At 76.6% G+C, this 22,377-nt stretch carries 24 protein-coding genes; 6 read left to right on the top strand and 18 right to left on the bottom strand.

From position 1 onward, the window contains the following. Window positions 1-51: 51 nt before the first annotated feature. A complete protein-coding gene (locus ACWIX6_RS13515; RefSeq protein ID WP_448612946.1) occupies window positions 52-816 on the bottom strand; it encodes a hypothetical protein in 765 nt (254 codons plus the stop codon). A gap of 111 nt (window positions 817-927) precedes the next feature. Then, window positions 928-1,788: a helix-turn-helix domain-containing protein gene (locus tag ACWIX6_RS13520; protein WP_448612947.1), complete on the bottom strand. Its 861-nt coding sequence runs from the start codon at window positions 1,786-1,788 to the stop codon at window positions 928-930. Window positions 1,789-1,933: 145 nt separating this feature from the next. On the opposite strand from ACWIX6_RS13520, the gene ACWIX6_RS13525 reads away from it, so the two are divergent. Further along, window positions 1,934-2,302: a nuclear transport factor 2 family protein gene (locus tag ACWIX6_RS13525; protein WP_448612948.1), complete on the top strand. Its 369-nt coding sequence runs from the start codon at window positions 1,934-1,936 to the stop codon at window positions 2,300-2,302. A gap of 75 nt (window positions 2,303-2,377) precedes the next feature. Here the strand turns inward: ACWIX6_RS13525 and ACWIX6_RS13530 are convergent, their stop codons facing one another. From ACWIX6_RS13530 to ACWIX6_RS13550, 5 genes are all read right to left on the bottom strand, one after another. Further along, the gene (locus ACWIX6_RS13530; protein WP_448612949.1) at window positions 2,378-4,057 is read right to left on the bottom strand and encodes an alpha-amylase family protein; all 1,680 of its coding nucleotides are present in this window, start codon (window positions 4,055-4,057) and stop codon (window positions 2,378-2,380) included. Further along, entirely contained in the window at window positions 4,054-5,097 is a 1,044-nt protein-coding gene (locus ACWIX6_RS13535) for a TIGR03885 family FMN-dependent LLM class oxidoreductase (RefSeq protein WP_448612950.1), read from the bottom strand. Before ACWIX6_RS13535 ends, ACWIX6_RS13530 begins: the two co-directional genes overlap by 4 nt. Window positions 5,098-5,188: 91 nt before the next feature. Beyond that, entirely contained in the window at window positions 5,189-5,719 is a 531-nt protein-coding gene (locus ACWIX6_RS13540; RefSeq protein WP_448612951.1) for a pyridoxamine 5'-phosphate oxidase family protein, read from the bottom strand. A gap of 43 nt (window positions 5,720-5,762) precedes the next feature. Continuing rightward, window positions 5,763-6,149: a YybH family protein gene (locus ACWIX6_RS13545; protein ID WP_448612952.1), complete on the bottom strand. Its 387-nt coding sequence runs from the start codon at window positions 6,147-6,149 to the stop codon at window positions 5,763-5,765. 41 nt (window positions 6,150-6,190) lie between these two features. After that, on the bottom strand, window positions 6,191-6,865 hold the full coding sequence (locus ACWIX6_RS13550) for a hypothetical protein (protein WP_448612953.1): 675 nt from the start codon (window positions 6,863-6,865) through the stop codon (window positions 6,191-6,193). Window positions 6,866-6,977: 112 nt separating this feature from the next. On the opposite strand from ACWIX6_RS13550, the gene ACWIX6_RS13555 reads away from it, so the two are divergent. Beyond that, window positions 6,978-7,655 carry a class I SAM-dependent methyltransferase gene (locus ACWIX6_RS13555; protein WP_448612954.1) on the top strand — a complete coding sequence of 226 codons (678 nt, stop codon included), beginning with the start codon at window positions 6,978-6,980 and terminating at the stop codon, window positions 7,653-7,655. A gap of 19 nt (window positions 7,656-7,674) precedes the next feature. On the opposite strand, the gene ACWIX6_RS13560 is transcribed toward ACWIX6_RS13555, so the two are convergent. Then, window positions 7,675-8,724 (bottom strand): alpha/beta hydrolase, encoded by a 1,050-nt coding sequence (locus ACWIX6_RS13560; protein WP_448612955.1) that lies wholly within the window; start codon window positions 8,722-8,724, stop codon window positions 7,675-7,677. Window positions 8,725-8,848: 124 nt separating this feature from the next. Between ACWIX6_RS13560 and ACWIX6_RS13565 the strand changes: the two genes are divergently transcribed. After that, window positions 8,849-10,027: a hypothetical protein gene (locus tag ACWIX6_RS13565; RefSeq protein WP_448612956.1), complete on the top strand. Its 1,179-nt coding sequence runs from the start codon at window positions 8,849-8,851 to the stop codon at window positions 10,025-10,027. Window positions 10,028-10,066: 39 nt separating this feature from the next. Here ACWIX6_RS13565 and ACWIX6_RS13570 read toward each other — a convergent pair whose 3' ends face one another. The 5 genes from ACWIX6_RS13570 to ACWIX6_RS13590 all read right to left on the bottom strand — a co-directional run bounded on the left by ACWIX6_RS13570 (window position 10,067) and on the right by ACWIX6_RS13590 (window position 13,381). Then, window positions 10,067-10,903, bottom strand: a complete 837-nt coding sequence (locus ACWIX6_RS13570; RefSeq protein WP_448612957.1) for an alpha/beta fold hydrolase — start codon at window positions 10,901-10,903, stop codon at window positions 10,067-10,069. A gap of 61 nt (window positions 10,904-10,964) precedes the next feature. Then, entirely contained in the window at window positions 10,965-11,444 is a 480-nt protein-coding gene (locus ACWIX6_RS13575) for a MarR family winged helix-turn-helix transcriptional regulator (protein ID WP_448612958.1), read from the bottom strand. Beyond that, entirely contained in the window at window positions 11,434-12,042 is a 609-nt protein-coding gene (locus ACWIX6_RS13580; protein ID WP_448612959.1) for a DJ-1/PfpI family protein, read from the bottom strand. The genes ACWIX6_RS13575 and ACWIX6_RS13580 overlap by 11 nt, the downstream gene beginning before the upstream one ends. 59 nt (window positions 12,043-12,101) lie before the next feature. Beyond that, window positions 12,102-12,917 (bottom strand): cytochrome c oxidase assembly protein, encoded by an 816-nt coding sequence (locus ACWIX6_RS13585; RefSeq protein WP_448612960.1) that lies wholly within the window; start codon window positions 12,915-12,917, stop codon window positions 12,102-12,104. Continuing rightward, the gene (locus ACWIX6_RS13590; protein WP_448612961.1) at window positions 12,914-13,381 is read right to left on the bottom strand and encodes a DUF2243 domain-containing protein; all 468 of its coding nucleotides are present in this window, start codon (window positions 13,379-13,381) and stop codon (window positions 12,914-12,916) included. The genes ACWIX6_RS13585 and ACWIX6_RS13590 overlap by 4 nt, the downstream gene beginning before the upstream one ends. Before the next feature lie 67 nt (window positions 13,382-13,448). On the opposite strand from ACWIX6_RS13590, the gene hrpB reads away from it, so the two are divergent. Beyond that, window positions 13,449-15,944 carry an ATP-dependent helicase HrpB gene (gene hrpB, locus ACWIX6_RS13595; RefSeq protein WP_448612962.1) on the top strand — a complete coding sequence of 832 codons (2,496 nt, stop codon included), beginning with the start codon at window positions 13,449-13,451 and terminating at the stop codon, window positions 15,942-15,944. A gap of 35 nt (window positions 15,945-15,979) precedes the next feature. Here hrpB and ACWIX6_RS13600 read toward each other — a convergent pair whose 3' ends face one another. Further along, a complete protein-coding gene (locus ACWIX6_RS13600) occupies window positions 15,980-16,120 on the bottom strand; it encodes a hypothetical protein (RefSeq protein ID WP_448612963.1) in 141 nt (46 codons plus the stop codon). 54 nt (window positions 16,121-16,174) lie between these two features. Here ACWIX6_RS13600 and ACWIX6_RS13605 point away from each other — a divergent pair, with 54 nt between their 5' ends. Beyond that, on the top strand, window positions 16,175-16,621 hold the full coding sequence (locus ACWIX6_RS13605) for a GNAT family N-acetyltransferase (protein ID WP_448612964.1): 447 nt from the start codon (window positions 16,175-16,177) through the stop codon (window positions 16,619-16,621). Here ACWIX6_RS13605 and ACWIX6_RS13610 read toward each other — a convergent pair. After that, a complete protein-coding gene (locus tag ACWIX6_RS13610) occupies window positions 16,525-16,968 on the bottom strand; it encodes an NUDIX domain-containing protein (protein ID WP_448612965.1) in 444 nt (147 codons plus the stop codon). The genes ACWIX6_RS13605 and ACWIX6_RS13610 overlap by 97 nt on opposite strands. A 32-nt stretch (window positions 16,969-17,000) precedes the next feature. Further along, window positions 17,001-17,651, bottom strand: a complete 651-nt coding sequence (locus ACWIX6_RS13615) for a hypothetical protein (RefSeq protein WP_448612966.1) — start codon at window positions 17,649-17,651, stop codon at window positions 17,001-17,003. A gap of 66 nt (window positions 17,652-17,717) precedes the next feature. Here ACWIX6_RS13615 and ACWIX6_RS13620 point away from each other — a divergent pair, with 66 nt between their 5' ends. Beyond that, entirely contained in the window at window positions 17,718-19,094 is a 1,377-nt protein-coding gene (locus ACWIX6_RS13620) for a CoA transferase (protein ID WP_448612967.1), read from the top strand. A gap of 76 nt (window positions 19,095-19,170) precedes the next feature. On the opposite strand, the gene ACWIX6_RS13625 is transcribed toward ACWIX6_RS13620, so the two are convergent. Both ACWIX6_RS13625 and ACWIX6_RS13630 read right to left on the bottom strand, forming a co-directional pair. After that, window positions 19,171-20,013: a PASTA domain-containing protein gene (locus ACWIX6_RS13625; RefSeq protein ID WP_448617000.1), complete on the bottom strand. Its 843-nt coding sequence runs from the start codon at window positions 20,011-20,013 to the stop codon at window positions 19,171-19,173. A 127-nt stretch (window positions 20,014-20,140) separates the two neighbouring features. Further along, the gene (locus ACWIX6_RS13630) at window positions 20,141-22,231 is read right to left on the bottom strand and encodes an elongation factor G-like protein EF-G2 (protein WP_448612968.1); all 2,091 of its coding nucleotides are present in this window, start codon (window positions 22,229-22,231) and stop codon (window positions 20,141-20,143) included. Between the last annotated feature and the right edge of the window lie 146 nt (window positions 22,232-22,377).

A 22,377-nucleotide genomic window follows, 5' to 3' on the forward strand; every position in this document is an offset into this window, starting at 1 on the left:
CGCCCCGCCGCCCGGAGGCGGTACGCCGCCGCCGGGCGGCGGTGCCCGGGGTCAGCCCCGCGTGGTCACGTACGCGCTGAGCAGCAGCACGAAGGCGCTGGCCGTGATCAGCAGCCGGGCCGGGGTGAGCCCGTTGAGCAGCCCGGCGATCACCCCGGCGCTGGAGGACCGGGCCTCCGCCGCCGCGGTGCCCCGGCGCAGCAGCCGTACCTCGTCGGCCAGCAGCGTGCCGCCGGCCCCCAGCAGGGTCATCCCCAGCACGACGAACACCAGCGACAGCCGCTCGGCGAAGTCGGACACCGCCGGGGCCAGCAGGACGACCACCACGATCCCGAGCAGCAGGCCGACGGCCGCGCCGGCGACCGGCGCCCAGGGGCCCATCCGGATCATCTGCTCCCGGCTGGGCACCCGCGGCCGGGGACGGACCCGCACCGGCACCGTCGGGTGCCCACCGGGCGCGGCGTCGGTGCCCGGCTCGCCGGACGTGGCCGCGGGAACGCCCTCGGGGCCGGCAGCGGTCGACGGCGGCGCCAGAGGTGGCGAGCCCTGCTGGACCGGCCCGTCGGCCGGGGCCGCCGCCCGGGCGGGCGGCGCCGGCAGCACCGACGTCTGCGGGCCGGACAGCCGCCCGGCCGGACCCGGGTCGGCCGGGTTGGGGGCAGCCGCGTCCTGGCCGGCCGGCGGGGTGGCCGGACGTCCCTCGGTCCGGGGGTCGGGGACCGCCGTCGCCCCTGCCTGCTCGGGTCCGGTCGACGGGCCGGTCGACGGGGCGTCCCGGTCCACGAAGCCGGTCGTGCCGTCTCGTTCGTCGCTCATCTGTCGATCACCTCGCCGACGACGCTAGGTCGCCGGTCCGACGGCGCCGGGGACCTCCGCCGGTGGTTCGGCCATGTCGGCGCGTCCGACCGCCCCGCCACCGGCATGCGGTCACCCTGCGTGCGTCGCTCCCGTCCCTGCGTCAACGGCCTGCCGGTGCAGGACGTCCCGGGTGGCCTGGTCGGCCGGGAAGAAGGACTCCACCGCGAGCTCGGACAGGGTGACGTCCCGGGGGCTGCCGAAGCTGGTGACCGTGGTGTGGAAGCGCAGTTCGCCGGCCGGCGAGTCCAGGTGCACGGTCATCAGCAGCTCCCGGGAGGCCGGTTCGTGCCGCTGGTCCAGCGCCGCCGCCACGCCGGGGTAGCCGCGGACCTCGGCGAGCAGGTCGGCCAGCCGCGGGTCCCCGGTGAGCCGGGTCAGCCGGGCCAGCCGGTGTCCGAGGTGCGCGACCCAGGCCTCCCGGTCGCGGACCCGGGACGCCAGCCCGTCCGGGTGCAGGCCCAGCCGGTAGACGTTGAGCGGCGCCCGCACGAGAGCGGGCGCCACCCCGTGCAGCAGCAGGCCCACCGACCGGTTGGCCAGCGCCACGTCGCCCCAGCGGTCCAGCACCACGGCAGGACACGGCTCGTGCCCGGCGAGCAGCTGCGCGAGGGAGTCCCGGGCGGGTCTGGCCTCTTCCCCGTCCAGGTCCACCTCGGTGAAGGCAGGGGCGTAACCGGCAGCCAGCATGAGCGCGTTCCGCTCGCGCAGGGGCACGTCCAGCTGCTCGGCCAGCGCCAGCAGCAGGCCCGGGCTCGCAGCGGCCCGCCCCGTCTCCACGAAGCTCAGGTGGCGGGCGGACACCCCGGTCTCCAGCGCGAGGTCGAGCTGGCTGCGCCGACGCAGCTGCCGCCACCCGCGCAGCAGCTCGCCGGCGGAGGCCCCCCGGCGACCCGGTCGGGGGCCACGGACCGGCGTGGCTGCGGACGTCACGGCCAGGACGGTAGGACAGCCGCGCGCCCCGCACGACTACCCGACAGGTAATCGACGCACCCACCCGCCCGCGTCCAGGCTCGTCCTCGCCGGCCGCACCCCGGCCGGGCCCGCAGTCCCCATCCGAGACAGGGAGCAGCAGCAGATGACCACCTTCCAGGAGCTGGCGCAGCGCTACATCACCGTGTGGAACGAGACCGATCCGGCGGCGCGGCGTGCCGCGGTCGAGGAGCTCTACACCGACGACGCCCGGTACGTGGACCCGCTGGGCGTGGCCGAGGGCCGGGACGCGATCGCCGCCACGATCGGCGCGGTCCAGGCGCAGTTCCCCGGCTTCGTGTTCCGGCTGGCCGGGCCGGTCGACGCGCACCACGACCAGGGCCGGTTCGCGTGGGAGCTCGGCCCGGCCGGGGAGCAGGAGGCGCCGATCGCCGGGTTCGACGTCGCGGTCACCGACGGCGGGGACCGGCTGCGCACGGTGCTGGGCTTCCTGGACCGCGTCCCGGCGCACTGACCCGGGAACCGGCGCCCACGTCTCCTGGGCGCCGGTTCCCCGCCCCGGCCGGGCGGCGCCCGGCCGGGCGTCGGGTCAGAGCAGCCGGCGGCTGTCCTCGGCCACGATCCGCAGCCACCGGTAGCCGTAGCCGTCCAGGGTCAGCTCCACCGAGCCGTCCTCGGCCAGCGGGGTGCTGCCCACGGTCAGCAGGTCCTCCAGCCGGTGCGTGCTGCCGCACTCGGGCAGCACCAGCGGGACGACGCGGGGCTCGGAGCCCAGGTTGTGCAGCGCCACCAGGGCGCCGTCGTCCCAGCTGGACAGGTGCGCCAGCACCTGGGGATGTGGCTGGCCGAGCACCTCGAAGGTCCCCCAGCCGAGCTCCGGGGACTCCCGGTAGCGGCGGATGAGCAGCCGCATGAAGGCCAGCAGCGAGTCGGGGTCCCGGCGCTGGTCGGCGACGTTGACGAACTCCGGCGAGAAGCCGCCTTCTACCACCGGACCGGGCAGCTTGCCCGGAGCAGCGGAGGAGAAGCCGCCGTTGCGTCCGGAGGTCCACTGCATCGGCGTCCGGACGGCGAGCCGGCCCTCGGCCGCCAGGCTCTCCCCCATGCCGATCTCCTCGCCGTAGAACAGCACCGGCGTGCCGGGCAGGGAGAACATCAGGCTGTAGACCATCCGCACCCGGCGCGGGTCGCCGCCCAGCATCGGCGGCAGCCGCCGGGTCAGGCCCCGGCCGTAGACCTGCATCCGCTCCTCGGGCCCGAACGCGGCGAACACCTCGGCCCGCTCGTCCTCGCTGAGCTTGTCCAGGGTCAGCTCGTCGTGGTTGCGGACGAACATCCCCCACTGGTTGTCCGGGGAGACCTGCGGCCGGGAGGTCAGCGCGTCGACCAGCGGCGCGGTGTCGCACCGGGCCAGCGACAGGTACATCGCCTGCATGGCGATGAAGTCGAACTGCATGGTCAGCTCGTCGCCGTCCACGCCGCCGAAGAACTCCGCCTGCTGCTCGTGCGGCAGGTTGACCTCACCGAGCAGGACGGCGGCCTCGGCCCGCCGGTTGAGCAGGGAGCGCAGCGCCCGCAGGTACTGGTGCGGGTCCTGGAAGTCCTCGACCTGCTCCTCGTCGATGCCGGAGGTCTCCAGCAGGAAGGGGACGGCGTCCACCCGGAAGCCGTCCAGGCCCAGCTGCAGCCAGAAGCCGATGACCTTGGCGATCTCGTCGCGGACCAGCGGGTTGGCGACGTTGAGGTCGGGCTGCTCCTTGTAGAACTTGTGGAGGTACCACTCCCCCGTCTTCTCCTCCAGCTGCCAGATGCTGTCCTCCTGGTCGGGGAAGACGACCTGCGCCGAGGTGTCCGGCGGCGGGTCGGAGCGCCAGACGTAGAAGTCCCGGAACGGGGAGTCCTTGGACGCCCGGGCCGAGCGGAACCACGGGTGCTTGACCGAGGTGTGGTTGACCACCAGGTCGGCGATCACCCGCATGCCGCGGTCCTTCGCCGTCCGGATCACCTCGACCAGGTCGCCGTGGGTGCCCAGCCGGGGGTCGACGCCGTAGAAGTCGGTGATGTCGTACCCGTCGTCGCGCTCGGCCGTCGGGTAGAAGGGCATCAGCCAGATGCAGGTGACGCCCAGGTCGGCCAGGTGGTCCAGCCGCTGGGCCAGGCCGGCGAAGTCGCCGCAGCCGTCGCCGTCCCAGTCCATGAAGGTCTCGACGTCCAGGCAGTAGACGACGGCGTTCTTCCACCACAGGTCGGCGGTGTCGGTGATCCTCACGGCGAGGGCACCGTCTCCCGGGACGGGCGCAGGTTCTCGGCCGGGCCGGGCGGGTCGATCGCCACCGCCGCGGCCGGCGCGGTGACGCCCAGCTGCGGCAGCACGTGCTCGCCGAAGGCGTCCAGGAACGGGCGCTGCTCCTTGCCGACGTGGTGCAGGTAGATCTCCTCGAAGCCCAGCTCGGCGTACTCGGCCAGCCAGGCGGCGTGCTGGCCGAGGTCGGCCGAGATCCGGACGGCGTCGTGCATGTCCTCGGGACGGACCTGCGCGCTGGCCTGCTCGAAGGCCTCGGCGCTGTCGAGGTCCCAGCACAGCGGGGGCGGGAAGACGTTGCTGCGCCACTGGTCGTGGGCGAGGGCCAGCGCCCGGTCGGGGTCGGGGTCCCAGGACACGTGGACCTGCAGGGCGAGCTTGCCCCGGCCACCGGCCTCCCGGTAGGCGGCGACCATGTCGCGGAGCTTGTCGTGCGGCTGGTTGATCGTGACCAGCCCGTCGGCCCAGTCGGCGCCGTTGCGGGCGGTGGCCACGCTGACGGCCGGGCAGATCAGCGCGGGCTGCTGCTCGGGCAGTGTGTAGACCTTGGCCCGGTCGACGGTGACCAGCCCGTCGTGGCTGACCTCCTCGCCGGCCAGCAGCGCGCGGATGACGTCGACGCACTCCCGGAGCCGGGCGTCGCGCACCTCCTTGCGGGGCCACGTGTCGCCGGTGACGTGCTCGTTCATCGCCTCGCCGCTGCCCAGCGCCACCCAGAACCGCCCGGGGAACATCGCTCCCAGGGTGGCGATGGCCTGGGCGATGATCACCGGGTGGTAGCGCTGGCCGGGGGCGTTGACCGCGCCGAACGGCAGCCCGGTGGTGGCCAGCGCGGCGCCCAGCCACGACCAGGCGAAGCCGGAGTGGGCCTGCCGGGGGTTCCACGGCACCAGGTGGTCGGAGCACATCGCCGCGGTGAACCCCACCTGCTCGGCGTGCTGCACCGCGGTCAGCAGGTCGGCGGGGTGGACCTGCTCGTGCGAGTTGTGGAAGCCGATCACCGTCATCCGGCATGCCTACCGAAGATCACCGGAACGCGCAGGGCGAGGCGCGCCCGACGCTGGGCGTTCCCGCGGGAGCGCGGTCACGGGTTGCGGCTCACGACGTCCCCGCGGGGACGCCCGCGGACGGGAAGCGGAACCGGGTCTGCGCGAACCGGCCCTTGGCGAAGGCGAGCACCTTCCGGGGCGCGACCGCGAAGACAGCCGCGGACCCGCCGTCGGCATGGTGGAACGCCCCGTCCTCGACGGCGAAGTCCCAGTCGCCGTCGTACTTGCTGCGCCAGAGGTCGGCGAGGGTCCGCAGCGTGGCGTCGTCGATGACCCGCACCGCGTCGCCCTCCACCACCAGGTCCAGCCCCTCCTTCCACCGGTTGGTGCCGGTGGTGAGGACGACGTGCGGGTTCCCGGCGAGGTTGACCGCCTTCTGCTCGCCGAGGCCGGTGCAGAAGTGCAGCCGGCCGTCGTGCCAGACCGCCGGCAGCGGCGTCACGTGCGGCCGGCCGTCCCCGCGGACGGTGGAGATCCAGAAGAGCTCGGCGGCCTCGAGCACCCCGAGGGCCTCCGCCCAGGGCGTGGGAGGCGAATCGGGGTCACCGAAGCGGACGTCCTGCTCGGGCACGGGTTCCATGCGGTGAGGACGGCGGACGGCACCAGGACTCATCGGACGGTCCTCACCGTGTGGTGTCGCCGTCCGCGGAGTACGGCCTGCCGGGCCAGTACGCCCACTCCTCGAAGTCCTCCACCCGGCCGTCCGCCGCGAACCGCAGCACCCACAGGTCCCGGTACTCCTGCCCGACCGGCGCGTGGTAGCGCACCTCCAGCCGGACCACCGCCTCGCGGCCCTCGACCGCGACCGGCTCCGCGGTCACGGAGAACGTCCGGCCCTCGTCGTCCCGCCAGAAGGCCTGGATCTCCTCGTGCCCGACCCGCGCCGGCTCGTACGGCGAGGACCGGTAGCGCGCGTCCTCGGTGAACAGGCGGCTGACCCCGGAGACGTCGCCGTCCCGCCACGCGCGCTCGTACCCGGCGACCCACTGCATCACGGTGTCCCGGTCCACGTGCCCACGCTGCCACGTCCCCGCGACGTCGCACGAGACCGTCACGGCCCGCCGGCCGGCCCCGTCCGGTCGACCAGGTCCAGGACCAGGCGTGGACGGGTCGCGACGTCCAGGTGGGAGCCGGTGCCGTCGCCGACCACCGTCCAGCCGCGGGCCCGGGCCTCGGCGGCGTCCCCGGCGTAGGAACCGGACAACTGCACGTAGGAGACGTCGTCGTCGGGCCAGGCGTCCGGCACCGGGACGCCGACGTCGTAGAAGTCGGCCGGGAGCTCGCGGGCCTCGGCGCCGACCGCCGCGCGCAGCGCCTCGTCGGGCAGCTCGGCGGCCAGCTCCTCCGGCGCCCACCAGGTCGGCCAGGCGGCGATCCGGCCGCCGCGCGTCAGCGCGGCCACCGCCGCGCGCCGGGCCGCCGAGGTGTGCGTCCGTCCGGTGCGTGCGGGCACGACGGCGTCCAGCCAGACCACCCGGCGGGCGCCGGCCGCGGCCGCCACCGCGGGCAGGACCACGCCGGCGCCGGAGAAGCCGAGCACCACCTCGGCCGGCCCGGCCGCCACGGCCGACTCGGTGTACCGGTCGTACCAGCCGGCGGTGCGGTCGAGCGCCCCCCGCAGGTCGGGGACGGCGACGGCGTGCCCGCGCGACCGCAGCTCGGTGGCCAGCGGGCCGAGGACCGCGGGACCGAGCAGCGGCGGGTGCACCAGCAGCCAGGTCGACATGTCGAGAGTCTGCCGAGTCCGCAGGTCTCCGTGTCGACATGTCGGCCGGCGCAGGTTGCCGGACCGGCAAGAGCGCTGGCCGGACGGGACCCCGGTGCGCCACGGTGGGCCGGTGACCGACGACTCCGCCGCAGCGACCCCCTCCCCCGACACCCGCCCGGCCGACGTCCCGAGGGTGGACCCGGCGGTGCAGGCGGAATGGGACCAGCGGTACACCGAGCGGGAGCAGCTGTGGAGCGGGCGGCCCAACGGCGCCCTGGTGGCCGAGGTCGCCGGGCTGACGCCGGGTCGGGCGCTCGACGTCGGCTGCGGTGAGGGCGCGGACGCCGTCTGGCTGGCGGGCCACGGCTGGGACGTGACCGGTCTGGAGGTCTCCGGCGTGGCCCTGGAGCGGGCGGCCCGGCACGCGCGGGACGCCGGGGTCGAGATCCGCTGGGTGCACGCCGGACTGGCGGAGGCGCCGCTCCCGCCGGCGTCCTTCGACCTGGTCTCCGCGCAGTACCCGGCCCTGCTGCGCACCCCTGACGCCGCGGCCGAGCGCGCGCTGCTCGCGGCCGTCGCGCCCGGTGGCGTGCTGCTGCTCGTCCACCACGCCGGGATGGAGGACCACCGGCCGCCCGACGGCGCCTTGGACCCGGCCGACTACGTCTGGCCCTCGATGGTCGCCGCGCTGCTGGACGACGACTGGCAGGTGGAGGTGGACGAGCAGCGACCACGCGTCGCACCCGACGGCGGCGCCGGCGCGCACCACACCGAGGACGTGGTGCTGCGCGCGCGCCGGCTGCGCTGAGTCCGGTCCGCTGCCCGGATCAGCTGGACGGGCGGTCGACGAGGTGCTCGACGAACCAGTCGCGGGCCGCGCCGGAGGAGACCTCGAACCCGGCTCCGGTGTAGGCGTCGAAGTGGCCGCCGTCGACCACGACCAGCTCCTTGGGGCGGACCGCCGTCTCGTAGGCCCGCAGCGCGAGTCCCCCGTCCACCAGGCGGTCCCCCGGCGCCACCACCATCAGCAGCGGCGTGGGCGAGATCTTCGGGATGTAGTCGACCGGCTCGTACCCGCGGAAGTACTCCAGGGACCGGAGCGTGACCTCGTTCCGCCAACTGGGGGCCCGCTTCTCCGCGGTCGCGGTGAACCACTCGTACGAGTCGTGGGTCGGCAGCGCCGAGGGTGCCATCGGGTCGTCGTCCACCACCGGGACCATCGCCGGCGCCTCGCCGCGCAGCCGGGCCAGCCGGTCGGCCGCGAACATCTGCTCCGTCGACGCCCACTGGTCGATGCGCACCAACTGGGTGAAGGACAGGGACCCGGTCACCAGCGGCACCTGGCCGACGACGGCCTTGACCCGCCGGTCGATGGCGGCGGTGACGTAGGCGTTGGCCGCGCCGTAGCTGGAACCCCACAGGCCGATCCGTCCCGGGTCGACGTCGCGACGGCTCTGGGCGTAGGTGATCGCGTGCGACACGAAACGGATCTGCTGCCACGGGTCGATCTCCAGTCGCGGCGTGCCCGGGACCGGGTCGCTCGCACCGAAGCCCGGGTGGTCGTAGCACAGGCAGGCCAGGCCGGCGGCGGCGAACACCTCCGCGTAGTCGTCGAGGTGCATCTCCTTCACGGCGGAGAAGCCGTGCTGCAGCACCACGGTCGGGTACGGGGCGCTGCCCGTGTCGGGCGTGTAGAACCACCCGCGGATCGTCGCTCCCTCGACGGTGCACTCCACGTCGGTACGGGATGGCATGTCCGCTCCCCTCGCCGCATGGGCCGTGGCCTCGGACGCGACGGCCTCACGTCCATCCCAGGAGTCGCCCGGTCCCCCTGTCAAGGCGTGCACCGGTGGACGGCAGGGACGGACGCCCGCCACCGCCGGACGATCCGCGGCAGACTGCCCTCACCGATCTGGACCGCGTCCATCCGTCCGGGACAGCGGCCCGGACGGGATGCCCTCATCCGGTCAGCACCCAGTCAGCGTCGTCGCGAGGTGTCCGATGCAGCCGGAGGAGATCGCGGCGAGGGCGCGGCAGCTGGCCGAGGACATCCGGGCCCGGGGGCACCACCGCTGCCTCGCGTACGCCGATGCGACCGTCGCCTACCGCAGCGACGAGGACGCGACGGCGACGTGGCTCCAGCAGTTCCTCGAGGGCTACCTCGTGCCGTCCGACGCGAGGGTCCCCGACGCCACCGTCTACAGCACGGCAGATCCCGAGCTCTCCTCCGCGCTCTCCGGACTGGAGCCCGGGCAGTCTGCAGTCGGCAAGCACGGTGCGGCGGAGATCCCGGTCACGGACTCGGTGACACTGGTCCGGAGGACCGCGGGCAAGGTCTCGCCCCCGGAAGAGGTGCACCTCCTCCTCCTCGCGCGGGAGCGGACAGTCGTCCTGGTGACCTCCGGGAACCCCGAGGTGCGTCGGGAGGAGGGCATGCAGACGCTGCGGGCGATGAGCAAGTGGCTGCTGCTCGAGCGGGGCTGGATCCCCGTGCACTCCGCCTGCGCGGCGAAGGACGGTCGGTCCATCTGCATCAGCGGACCCAAGGGCTCCGGGAAGACGAGCACCCTGCTCAACCTGCTGGCGAGGAACGGCTGCGACCTGGTCGCCGTCGACAAGTTCCTGCTGCGCGACGGCGGCTCGCGCCTGGAGGTCCGCGGCATCCCCGGCAAGATCGGCATCCGGGTGGGCTCGGCGATCGGGCACCCCCCGTTGCTGGACTGGCTGTCGGGGACGACGGCGCCCTTCTTCCCGCACCTCAGCGCGGACGAGGTCCGGCACATCGCAGCCACCAACACGCCGGCGCAGCTCAGGGCGCGGAGCGAGAAGGTGTACATGACCCCGGCCGAACTGGCCGGCCTCTTCGGCCGGTCCATCACGCTCACCGCTCCGCTCGGGCTCCTCCTGGTCCCGGTCTTCGACCTGACCATCGCGGAGTCGCGGGTCGTCCGCACGGAGCCGGAGCGGGCGCTCCGCGTGCTGAGGGAGAGCTACGCAGGCCTCCTGAGCAAGGGCGAGGGGTACCTGCTGAACTTCTTCGACCTCGGCGACGCCCTGCTCGAGCAGCGCTTGGCGACGCTGCTCGGCGAGCACCTCCCCGGGGTGGAGGCGTACGAGGTCCACCAGAACGACCGGTCGAACGAACGGACGGCGGAACTGGTGGCCGGTCTCCTGTCGTGAGGTCAGCAGTGGTGCGTGACCGGACAGCGGCGCAGGCGCTCAGACCTCCCCGAGGACGGCACGCAACCGGGCAGCGGCGCCGGCCGGGTCCGCGGCGAAGCCGGCGTGGTCGCCGGGGAAGAACGCCGGCTCGACGCCCAGCGCGGCTGCCAGCGCCCGGGACGTCAGGTCGCACAGCTGGCCGGTCGACTGCTCGCCGATGCCGACCACGATCCGCGTCGGCCCGGCCCGCAGCGCGGCGACGTCCGGCCGCCAGCCGGTGGTCGCCCGCAGGTCGTGCAGGAAGAACCGGCGCTCGTCCTCGACGTCCCGGGGGTCGCGCTCGGCCGGCACCGGACCGGCCGGCCCCTCCCCGTCGGGCAGGGCGAGGCCCGCCTCGGCCAGGAAGCGGACCCAGGCCGGCCCGGAGCCCTCCGCCAGGTAGGTCGCCACGACGGCCTCGGTCCCGGCGCGGCGCTGCTCGGCGTCGGGCAGCAGCGTCAGCAGCGGGGGCTCGTGGGCGACCACCGTGTGCACCAGCTCGGGACGGGACCGGGCCAGCGCCAGCGCGCTGACGGCCCCGCCGGAGGAACCGAAGACCGCGGCCGGGCCGGCGCCGAGGTGGGTGAGCAACCGGGCCAGGTCGTCGGCGCGCGCCTGCACGGTGGTCGGCTCGTCGGGGTCGTCCAGGGTGCTCCGGTTGATGCCGCGCGGGTCGGTGGTCAGCACGGTGTGGTCCGCGGCGAGCACGTCGGCCAGCGGCGCGAAGGGGCGGGCGTCCATCGGGGAACCGATCAGCAGCACCGGCGGGCCGTCGCCGCAGACCTCGTAGTGCAGTCGCGCCCCGGGGACGGCGAGGCTGCCGGCGGTGGTGTGCTGGGTGGTCAGGGGGGACATGCGGGTCTCCTCCGGGTGCGTCGGTGCGGTCGGTGGTGGAGACCCCGGTCGGCGGCCGGACTCATCGGTCCGGCGACGACGCCCGTGCCTGCCGGTGCGCACGCGACGCCTCGACGACCCGGCGCATCGTGGCCAGCGCCTGCCGCAGCTCCTCCTCGCCGACCTCGGCGCCCACCGCGTCGGCCCAGGCGTGCTGCGCCTGCGCCAGGCGGCCCACCGTCTCCCGGCCGATCGGCGTCGGCCCGAGCAGCTTGGCGCGCCGGTGCGCCGGGTTCTCCGACCAGGTCGCCCAGCCCCGCTCGACCAGCAGGTCGGCGACCCGCTGGACGCTCTGCCGGGCGAGCCCCAGCCCCACCCGGCGGGCGATCTCGGCCACCGGCAGCGGCTCGGTCAGGGTCGCTCCGAGCACCTGCCACCACGCCGGCGTCAGCCCGACCGGGCGGGTCATGTCCTCGGCCGCGGCGAGCAGCTCGCCGTTCAGCTCGAAGGCCGGCAGCACCAGGTCGGTCAGCGCGTCCCCGGCCGGGGTCCTACGCGGCATCGGCGGTCAGCCGGTCGAAGTACCGCTTCTCACCGGTGGTGTACAGCCCGTACCAGGCGTCCACGACCGGGCCGGGGAACAGCTCCAGGCGCCGGAAGACGGCGGCCGCGAAGTCGACCGGCATCGTCGCGGGTGCGGTGACGACGTCCCGGTCGGCCACCACCCGCGCCTCCCGGTAGTGCGCTGCGCCGGCGTAGCCCGTCCCGGCCAGGTACTCCGGGGCGTTGCTGGTGTGCGCGCGGTCGTCCAGGAGCCCGGCGCGGGCCAGCCCGAGGGTGGCGCCGCAGATGGCGGCCACCGGCGTGCCGCGGGCCAGCAGCTCCCCGGCGAGGCCGAGCGCGTCGTCGTGCCCCTCGCCCCAGGTCTCCGCGCCCGGCAGCACCAGCGCCGCCACGGACGCCGGGTCGACGTCGGCGAGGTGGCCGTCCGTGCGCAGCCGCAGCCCGCCCATCGTGGTCACCTCGGCCGCCCCGTCGCCCAGCACGCGGAGCCGGTACCGCCCGGGGTCCATCTGCCCGGCCAGGGTCACGCCGTTGACCAGGTAGGAGTACTCCCAGTCGGCCATGGTGTCGGTGGCGTACAGCACGACGTCCTGCATCTCGGACCTCCAGGTGGCTGGCAGCGTGCTGTCATCCTGGCAGAGATGACAGCACGCTGTCAAACGGCCGGGAGGGCCCGGCGCTGCTCGGCGCGCAGCCGGCGGCCGGTGCGCCGCCACCACTCCGTCATCACCGCCACGGCGAGCAGCACCTCCACCACGTCGCCGCCGTAGGCGAGCAGCTCCGCGCCGCGCCGCACGTCCGCGGCGCCGCCGAGGGCGGCGGGCGGGTCGGCGTAGAGCAGCTTGGCCAGCACCGTGTGGCCGGCGGCGAGCACGACCAGCACGCCCAGCCGCACCGGCGTGCCGGGCCGGCCCGGCATCGGGTCGACCCCGGCCAGCAGCCAGCTGACCAGGCAGCCGGTCAGGAACATGTGCCCGTGCACCAGCAGGTGCAGTCCCGGGGCGGCGTGCACCGCCGCGTAGAGCGGCGTCAGGTACAGCACGGCCAGCGAGCCCAGCTCCAGGACGACGACGGCCACCGGCGCCGTGACGATCCGCGCTGCCCGGCTCTGCAGCACCCGGAGCAGGCCGGCCCGGGGACGGCGGGGCAGCGTGCGCAGCGCCAGGGTGACCGGCGCGGAGCAGGCCAGCAGCAGCGGCGCGAGCATGGTCAGCAGCAGGTGCTGGACGACGTGGCCGGGGAACACCTCCGTGCCCGCGGCCACCGGCGGTGAGAGGGCCGCGGCGACACAGCCCAGCCCGGCCGCCGCGGCGAGCACCCGCCCTCCCGGCCAGACCGTCCCGCGCCGGGCCAGCACCACGACCCCCGCGGCGTAGAGGGCGCCCGCGACGACCGGCGGCAGCAGGGCGACCGCCCAGTCGCTCAGGCCCGGCGGCGCCGTCCCGTGCGCGGTGAGGGCGGCGCCGGTCACGGCGAACGGTCGGCCAGCGGGCGGGCCGGACCGCGCAGCAGCGCCAGCCCGACCAGCAGGGCGACCACGCCCGGCGCGTTCCAGGCCAGGTCGTAGGGCAGCAGGTCGACGCCGTAGCGCACCTGGTGCAGCCCGAGGAGCTTGTGGTGCACCAGCCCGTCGTAGAGCTGGAACCCGCCGCCGCCGGCCAGCCCACCGGCCCAGACCCGGCGGGGCACCGTCGCCTGGCGGCGGTGCAGGTCGGCGAGCAGGAAGAGCCCGACGACCACCGCCGTCCAGGTGACGGCGTGGAAGACGCCGTCCGACACCAGCCCGGCCGCGCTGGTCCCCCGGTCGTAGAAGTGGTGCCAGTGCAGCAGCTGGTGGAAGACGACCTCGTCGACGAAGCCCGCGACGCCGATGCCGATGAGCACGCCGGAGAGCACCGACCGTCCGCTGCGCGCCCGCGCGCCGGGTGTGGCCACGGTTCCCCTTCCGTCGACTGCCCGACCGCTACCCGGGGTGCCCGGCCGCACACGCCAGACTGACCGCGTGCTGCCACCCCCGGGGACGCCGGGCACCGACCTGCCGGTGCGCGCCGCGCTGCCCGCCCTGGCGGCGGCGCTCGCCTCCGGCGGTGCCGCGGTGCTCGTCGCCCCGCCGGGCACCGGCAAGACGACGCTGGTCCCGCTCGCGCTGGCCGACCGGCTGCCCGGGACGGTGCTCGTCGCCGAGCCGCGCCGGGTCGCCGTCCGCGCGGCCGCCCGGCGGATGGCCGCGCTGCGGGGGGAGCCGGTCGGCGCGTCCGTGGGCTACAGCGTGCGCGGGGACAGCCGGCGCGGCGCCGCCACCCGGGTCGAGGTGGTCACCACCGGGCTGCTGGTCCGCCGGTTGCAGGCCGACCCGGACCTGGCCGGCGTGTCCGCGGTGGTGCTGGACGAGTGCCACGAGCGGGCCCTGGACACCGACCTGGCGCTGGCCTTCACCCTCGACGTCCGGGCCGCGCTGCGCCCCGAGCTGGAGCTGCTCGCCATGTCCGCGACCGCGCAGGCATCGAGGCTGGCCGAGCTGATGGGCTCCGACGGCGCGCCGGCGCCGGTGGTCGAGGCGACCGGCAGCCTGCACGACGTCGAGCCGGTGTGGTGCCCGCCCGACCCGCCGACCGCGGCACCGCACGGCACCCGGGTCGACCCGCGGCTGCTCGACGCCGTCGCGGGGACGACCCGGCGCGCGCTGGCCGAGACCGCCGGCGACGTGCTGGTGTTCCTGCCCGGCGCGGGTGAGATCGCCGCGGTCGCCGGCCGGCTGTCGGGGGTGGACGCCGACGTCCGTCCGCTGCACGGCCGGCTGCCCCCCGCCGAGCAGGACGCCGCCCTCACCCCCGGCCCGCGGCGCCGGGTGGTGCTGGCCACCGACGTGGCCGAGACCAGCCTGACCGTGCCGGGCGTGCGCTCGGTCGTGGACGCCGGGCTGGCCCGGGTGCCGCGCTTCGACGTGAGCCGCGGGCTGGGCGCGCTGGCCACCGTCCGGGTCTCCCGCGCCGCCGCCGTGCAGCGCGCCGGGCGGGCCGGCCGCGAGGCGCCGGGCCGGGTGTACCGGCTGTGGTCGGCCGCCGAGCACGACCGGCTGCCGGCCGCTGCCGAACCGGAGGTCGCCGTCGCCGACCTCACCGGGCTGGCCCTGGAGCTGGCCTGCTGGGGCGATCCGGACGGCGCCGGGCTGGCCCTGCCCGACCCCCCGCCGCCCGCCGCGTTCACCGTCGCCCGGCAGACGCTGCGCCGGCTGGGCGCGGTCGACGACGCCGGCCGGATCACCCCGCGGGGCCGCTCGCTGACCGCCGTCGGCGCGCACCCGCGGCTGGCCCGGGCCCTGCTGGACGGGGCTCCGCTGGTGGGCAGGCGGCGGGCCGCGGAGGTCGTCGCCCTGCTGTCGGCCGACGTCCCGGGGACCGGCGACGACCTGGTCGCCGGCTGGCGGGCGCTCCGCTCGACCCGCGGCGGCGCGACCGCCCGCTGGCGCGAGGAGGCCGACCGGCTGGCCCGGTCGGTGCCGGCGGCACCGGACACCGAGCTGCCCGACGACGCGGCCGCCGGGCTGGTCGTGGGGCTGGCGCACCCCGAGTGGCTGGCCCGCCGCCGTCCCGGCAGCGAGCGCACCTACCTGCTCGCCGGCGGCACCGGCGCGGAGCTGACCCCCGGCACCGCGCTGTCCGGCGCCGGGTGGCTGGCGGTGGCCGCCGCGGACCGGGCGCCGGGACGGCGGGACGCCCGGGTGCGCTCCGCGGTGGCGGTGAGCGAGGCGACCGCGCTGGCGGCCGGGGCCGCGGCGCACACCGACGGGCCGGAGGTGGCCTGGCGGGACGGCGACGTGCGCGCGGCCCGGTTGGAGCGGCTGGGCGCGATCGTGCTCACCGAGCGCCCGCTGCCCGACCCCGATCCGGCCGCGGTGGCCGCCGCCGTCGCCGAGGGGCTGCGGCAGGAGGGCACCGGGCTGCTGCGCTGGACGCCGGCCGCGGTCGCGCTGCGGCAGCGGCTGGCCGCCGCCCGCGCCGGGCTGGGCGACCCGTGGCCGGCGGTGGACGAGGACGCGCTGCGCGCCGCGCTGGCCGCCGTCCCCGCGGTGGCGGCGGCCCGCGGCCGGGCGGACCTGGCCCGGATCGACGTCGTGGCGGCGCTGCGCGGGCTGCTGCCCTGGCAGCTGGCCGGCCGGCTGGACGAGCTGGTCCCCGAACGGGTCGAGGTGCCGACCGGGTCCCGGATCCGGGTCGACTACACCGACCCCGGCGTGCCGACGCTGTCGGTGCGGGTCCAGGAGGTGTTCGGCTGGGCGGACGCACCGGTGGTGGCCGGCCGCCGGCTGCGCCTGCAGCTGCTCTCCCCCGCCTCCCGGGTGGTCGCCACCACCACGGACCTGGCCGGCTTCTGGGTCACCGGCTGGCCCGCCGTGCGCAGCGAGCTGCGCGGCCGCTACCCGCGCCACCCCTGGCCGGAGGACCCGGCCGGCGCGGTCCCCACCCGGCGGGCGACGCCCCGCGGCCGGCCCGGCTGAGGACACGGCACGCGCACGGCGGGCCGGCGCAGGGATCAGGTCGGGTGGCCGTCCTCGGCGTCCGCGTCGTCGGGCAGGTCCTGCGGCACGCCCTCGGACGGGGCACGGTGCCGCCCGGTCTCCAGGTTCTCCGCCAGCCGCTGTTCCACCTCGGGGATGTCCGCTGCTTCGGTCACGACGTGTCACGTTCCCCGCACGGCGCCGCTCCAACCGGCCCCTAGGTTGGCGCCATGGTCGCCGAACTGAGCTGGCGCGGGGAGTTCACCACCCGCGAGGTCAACGAGCTGCACGCCGAGGCCTTCTCCACCCGGGTCTTCGACGACGCCGAGTGGGACTGGCACCGGCTGGTGCACCGGCACAGCCTCGGCTGGGTCACCGCCCGCGACGGAGCGGACCTGGTCGGGTTCGTCAACCTGCCCTGGGACGGGCTGGTGCACGCCTGGGTCCAGGACGTCATGGTCGCCGCCGCGGCCCGCGGACGGGGCGTGGGCACCCGGCTGGTCGCGGCCGCGGCCGAGGGCGCCCGCGAGGCGGGGTGCGAGTGGCTGCACGTCGACTTCGACGACGACCTCCGGCCGTTCTACCTCGACGCCTGCGGCTTCTCCCCCACCGGCGCCGGCCTGCTCCGGCTGTCCGGGGACCAGCCGGCCAGCAGCGAGCCGAGCACCCCGGCGTAGGCGGGATGGGCCAGCGGCAGGCCGCCGAGCTCCGGCCCGGACACCCACCGCAGCTCGTCGTGCTCCTCCGGGCTGCGGTTCTCCGGGGTGCCCGACCAGCGGCGGGCCACCCAGATGTCCAGCCGGATGCCCGCGGCCGGCTCCTCCAGCCGGACCGGCGGACCGTCGTCGAGGACGACGTCCCGGACGCCGAGCTCCTCGGCGAGCTCCCGGCGCAGCGCGGCCACCTCGTCCTCGCCCGGCTCCACGTGGCCGCCGGGCAGGTCCCACACGTCGGGGTACCAGCGCCGGGTGGGTGCCCGGTGGGTCAGCAGCACCGCGCCGTCCCGGAGCAGGACGGCGGCCACCACGGAAAGCGCCGGCGCCCCGGGGTCCGCGGTCAGGGCCGGAGCCCCGGGTCGAGCGCCTCGCGGAGCACCCGGTGGGCGGTCCGCGGGTCGGCGGTGGCCCCGCGCGAGCAGAGGACGACGCCCGGCGCGGGGGCGTGCCACCACGTCCCGCGCACGTCCAGGACCACCGCCGCGCCGGTCACCCGGTCCGGGGACACCCGCCGGTCGAACGCCACGTCCTCGGCCACCTGGCGCACCAGCTCGTAGCCGAAGGTGCCCTCGGGCCCCTCGTGGTGCCGTCGCCGGTCCCAGGGCCCGCCGGCGACCGCGACGGCGGCGCCGCGCAGCTCCGGGCGGTCCCCCAGCCCGGCGAAGTCCGGCGGTGCGCCGATCGCGTCGAGGTCGGTGAGGAAGCGGAAGCCCACCGGTTCCGGGTCCGCGGCGGCGCGCTCCGTGCTGCGCACCTGGAACCCCAGCAGCGCGGTCCACCAGCCCGTCCACTGCCGCGCGGCCGCCCGGCGCTCGGCGTCCCCGAGGACGACGGGCGCCGGAGGGTCGACCAGCGGCGGCGGCACGGCCGGCCCCTCGTCCACCGGCAGACCGGCGGCGTCCCGGACGGCCAGTGCCAGGTGCAGCAGCGACCCCTCGGACTCCTCGAAGCGCCACGACGGCGTGCCGGCCTCCACGGTGTCATCGTGCACCGGCCGACGGGTCCCGTGCCGCGGCGCGCTCCTGACCGGCACACTGCGAGGGACGGGAGGACGGCGATGACCGACACGGCACCGACCCCGACGGCACCCGGCCCGACGGACACCGGGATGACCGGTGCCACCGGCCCGACCGTGCTGGAGCCGGCCTGGCAGGCCCTCGGCGGGGACCCGGCGCTGCTGCCGCTGGTCTCGGTCACCGGGCGGGCCGGGCTGCCGTCGGTGCTGCCGGTGGGTGCCCTGGTCACCGGGGCGGTCGCCGCCCAGCGGCTGGCGGCCGCCGAGCTCTCCATCGGGCGGCCGGGACCGGTGACCGTGGACGCCGCCGCCGTGGGCGTCGCCGTCCGCAGCGAGCGGTTCCTCCGGGTCGACGGGGTCCCCGCCGGCGCCGGGTTCGCCCCGCTGTCCCGGTTCTGGCCGGCCGCCGACGGCTGGGTGCGGCTGCACGCCAACTACCCGTGGCACCGTGCCGCCGTGACCGCCGTCCTCGGGTCCGACCCGGCCGCGGAGATCGCCGGGCGGACCGCCGTCGAGGTGCAGGAGGCGGTGGTCGCGGCCGGCGGTGTCGCCGCCGCCGTCCGCACCCCGGAGGAGTGGTCGGCCTCGCCGCCCGGTGCCGCCGTCGGCGAGCTGCCGCTGCTGCGGCTGACCCGGGCGGCGCCCGCCCCGACCCGGCGGCGTGGGCTCGCGGGGCTGCGCGTGCTGGACCTGACCCGGGTCATCGCCGGCCCGGTCGGCACCCGGACGCTGGCCTCCTACGGTGCCGACGTGCTGCGGGTGCAGGGCCCGCAGCTGCCCGAGGACACCGCGACGCTGCTGGACACCTGCCCCGGCAAGCGACTGACCTCGCTGGACCTGGCCTCGGCCGACGACCGGGCCCAGTTCGAGGAGCTGCTGGCCGCCGCCGACGTGCTGGTGCTGGGCCACCGCCCGGGCGCGCTGTCCCGCTACGGGCTGGCCCCCGCGCAGTTGGCCGAGCGCCGTCCCGGGCTGGTCGTGGTGTCGCTGTCCGCCTGGGGCGCCGCCGGGCCGTGGGCGGGCCGGCGCGGCTTCGACTCGATCGTGCAGGCGGCCACCGGCATCGCCGCGGTCACCGCCGCGGCCGACGGCACGCCGGGCGTCCTGCCGGCGCAGGCCCTGGACCACGCCGCCGGCCACCTGGTCGCGGCGGCCGTCTGCCGGGCGCTGACCGAGTCGGCGCGGCAGGGCGGCACCTGGCACGGCGAGCTGTCCCTGGCCCAGCTGGCCGGCTGGCTGCTCGCCGCGCCCCGGACCGCGGTAGCGGACGACCCGGTGGAGGTGGACCCGGCGCCGTACCTGGTCGACCTGCCCGGCGAGGGGTGCACGCTCACCGTCGTCCGGCCGCCCGGCTCACCGGTGTGGCGCTCCGGCCCGGTGACCGTGGACCCGGCCTCCGCCGGCTGGCTCGCCCGCTGACCGCCGAGATCGGTCCCACGGGGCCCATCCGCGCGTCGAGCCGCCGCTGAGCCCGATCCCGACGCCGGCGGGGCGGTCAGGCCGGCTGCAGCAGCGGTGGGGCGATGCCCGTCCCGGCGTACATGGCCGTCAGCGCCTCGTTCCAGGCGGCGGTGGCCTCTGCCGCCACCTGCTCGTAGCGGGCGAGGGACGGCCCCCGCTCGGCGCCCTCGGCGCTCAGCAGGGTGCGGGCCGCGGTGGTGAGCTGCTCGGCCGCCGCGACCAGGTCCTCGTGCGTCCCGGCGCGGCGGCTCCCGGCGGGCGGGGACTGCAGGCCGAGCTCGCTGACCAGGGTCCCGGTGCTCTGCACGCCGGCGCTCACCACGTCGGTCTGGTGCAGGCCGTACTCGCCGTCCGCCACACCACCGGCCAGGGTGTCGATCTCGGCGAACACCCGGTTGCCCAGCCGGAGCAGGGGATCCAGCTCGGTGACGTAGCCGGCGAGCAGCGCGACGTGCTCCTGCTCGGCTGCTGCCTGCTCAGCGGCGTCCTCGGCCGCCTCCTGCGCCGTCCGCTCCTGCTCGGCCCGCTGCTCGGCGGCGTACTCGACGGCGACCGGTGAATCGGCGGGCAGCTGCTCGATCGCCCGCTGCTCGTCGCGCTGACCCACCCGGAACGTGACCGTGTCGTCCAGGTCGACCGCGGCGCCGGCCGAGGGGCTGGACCCGACGACCACCCAGTTGGCGTCCATCAGCACCGACCGGTCCTCGAAGGCGTCCTGGTCCTCGAACTCCTCGAACCCGAGGTCCTCCAGGGTGCGGTGCGCCTCGTCGAGGGGCATCCCGACCAGGTCGGGCAGTTCGACGGGATCGGCTCCGCAGCCGGACAGCAGCAGGAGGGCCGACACGGCCGTGGACACGGAGAGCACCGAGCGGGGCATGCGCACGGCCGCACCGTAGGCGCGGTCGCCCGCCCGCCGTCCGCACTCCTGACACGCCTGCGGCCCGCGGGTCCGGAGTGCGGGTCTGGGGTGCATGAGGCGCGCTCGGCGCGCGCCCCGGGGGCGGTCAGGCCGGCTGCAGCTCCTGGAGCACCGACGCCGGAGCCGGCTCGTGGCCGAGCGGGCTGCGCCGGAAGGAGCCGGTGCCGTGCGAGACCGAGCGCAGCGCGCCGGCGTAGTCCAGCAGCTCCCGCTCGGGCACCTCGGCGGAGATCGTCGTCCGGTCCAGCTCCGGGTCCGGCGCGCTGCCGGTGACCCGGGCCCGCCGGCTGGACAGGTCCCCGAGGACGGCGCCGACGTGCTCGGCGGGCACCGTGACCTGCACGGCGCACCAGGGCTCGAGCACCCGGGTGCCCGCGGCGGCGGCCAGCTCGCGGACGGCGAGGGCGCCGGCGGCCTGGAAGGAGGCGTCGGAGGAGTCGACCGAGTGCGCCTTGCCGTCGACCAGGGTCACCTCCAGGTCCACCAGCGGCCGGTCCCCGGCCGCGGCCTGCGCCCGCACGCCCTTCTCCACGCTGCCGTGGAACTGGGACGGCACCGCGCCGCCCACCACCCGCTGACTGAAGGTGATGCCCGAACCCGGGGCGCCGGGTCGGCCCTCCAGCACCACGACGGCGTACTGGCCGTGCCCGCCGGACTGCTTGACGTGCCGGGCGGTGACCGTGGCCGGGCCGGCCAGCGTCTCCACCAGCGGCACCCGGACGGCGGGGGTCCGCACCGCCACGCCGTACCGGGTGCGCAGCCGGTCCAGCAGCACCTCGGCGTGCGCGTCCCCGACGCACCACAGCAGCGTCTGCCCGGTGTCGGTGCGCCGCTCCAGCCGGACGGTCGGGTCCTCGGCCAGCAGCCGGGTCAGCGCCGCGGACAGCCGGTCCTCGTCGGCCCGGGACGGCGCCTCCACCGCGACCGGCAGCTGCGGCTCGGGCAGCTCCCACGGCGGCACCAGCACCGGCCGGTCGGGGCTGGACAGCGTGTCGCCGGTCTCGGCGCTGGACAGCCGGGCCACCGCGCAGACATCACCCGCCGGGCACTCGGAGATCGGCCGCAGCACGCTGCCCAGCGGGCTGGACAGGGCGCCGATCCGCTCGTCGGCGTCGTGGTCGGGATGGCCCCAGGCGGCCAATCCGTGCCCGGAGACGTGCAGCGCCGTGTCCGGGCGCAGCGTGCCGGAGAACACCCGGACCAGCGAGACCCGGCCCAGGTAGGGGTCGGTCGTCGTCCGCACCACCTCGGCGACCAGCGGACCGGCCGGGTCGCAGCCCACCGGGCCCAGCGGCCGGCCGTCCAGCCCGGTGACCTGCGGACAGGGCCGCTGCAGCGGCGAGGGGAACGCGGTGACCACCAGGTCCAGCAGCTCCCGCACCCCCACGCCGGCCAGCGGGGCGACACAGACCACCGGGTGCAGCTCCCCGCGGGTCACCGCCGTCCCGAGGTCGGCCGCCACCTCCGCGGCCGTCACCTCCTCCCCGGTGAGGTAGCGCTCCATCAGGGTCTCGTCCTCGCTCTCGGCGATCACCGCCTCGATGAGCTCGGCGCGCAGCTGGGCAGCCTCGGGCCGCCCGGGCTGCGGCTCGAGCAGCGAGACCGCCGGCTGCGGGGCGCCGTCCGGGCCGCGCTCGACCAGCTGCAGCAGGTGGACGCCGGCCCCGAAGCGCTCCCGGCAGCTGCGCACCACCTCGGCGACGTCGGCGCGCGGCCGGTCGACCTGGGTGACCACCACGGCGCGGGACAGCCCGGCGGCCCGGCACTCGTCCCACAGCAGCTCGGTGCCCGCGTCGACGCCGGCGACGGCGGAGACGACGAACAGCGCCGCGTCGGCCGCGCGCAGGGCGGCCCGCACCTCACCGAGGAAGTCCGGCGCGCCGGGGGTGTCCAGCAGGGTGACCCGGTGGCCGGCGTGCTCGACGGTGGCGGCGTGCAGCGACACGGAGTGCTGCAGCCGGACCTCGACGTCCTCGGTGTCCAGGCAGGTGGTGCCGTCCTCGACCCGGCCGGCCCGCGGCAGCGCGCCGGTGGCGGCGACCAGCGCCTCGGCCAGGGTGGTCTTGCCCGCGCCGGCCCGGCCGACCAGGGCCACGTTGCGCACCCGGTCGGCCGGGCGCGGCGGCGGCGCACCGGTGTGCTCCCGGCCGTTGTCGGTGCGATTGCGACTGCCCATCGGACCTCCGCGAAGACGTCGTCGTCCCCCCGCGTCCCAGCCTGTACCCCGGGCAGCGTGCCGACAAGGGGCCGGGGGCCCCCGCCGGGACGAGACCGGCACCACTGTCCGCCCACACTGCGGACGGGGGGTGCGCCGGAGAGGAT

The sequence above is a fragment of the Modestobacter sp. URMC 112 genome, from assembly GCF_053502575.1.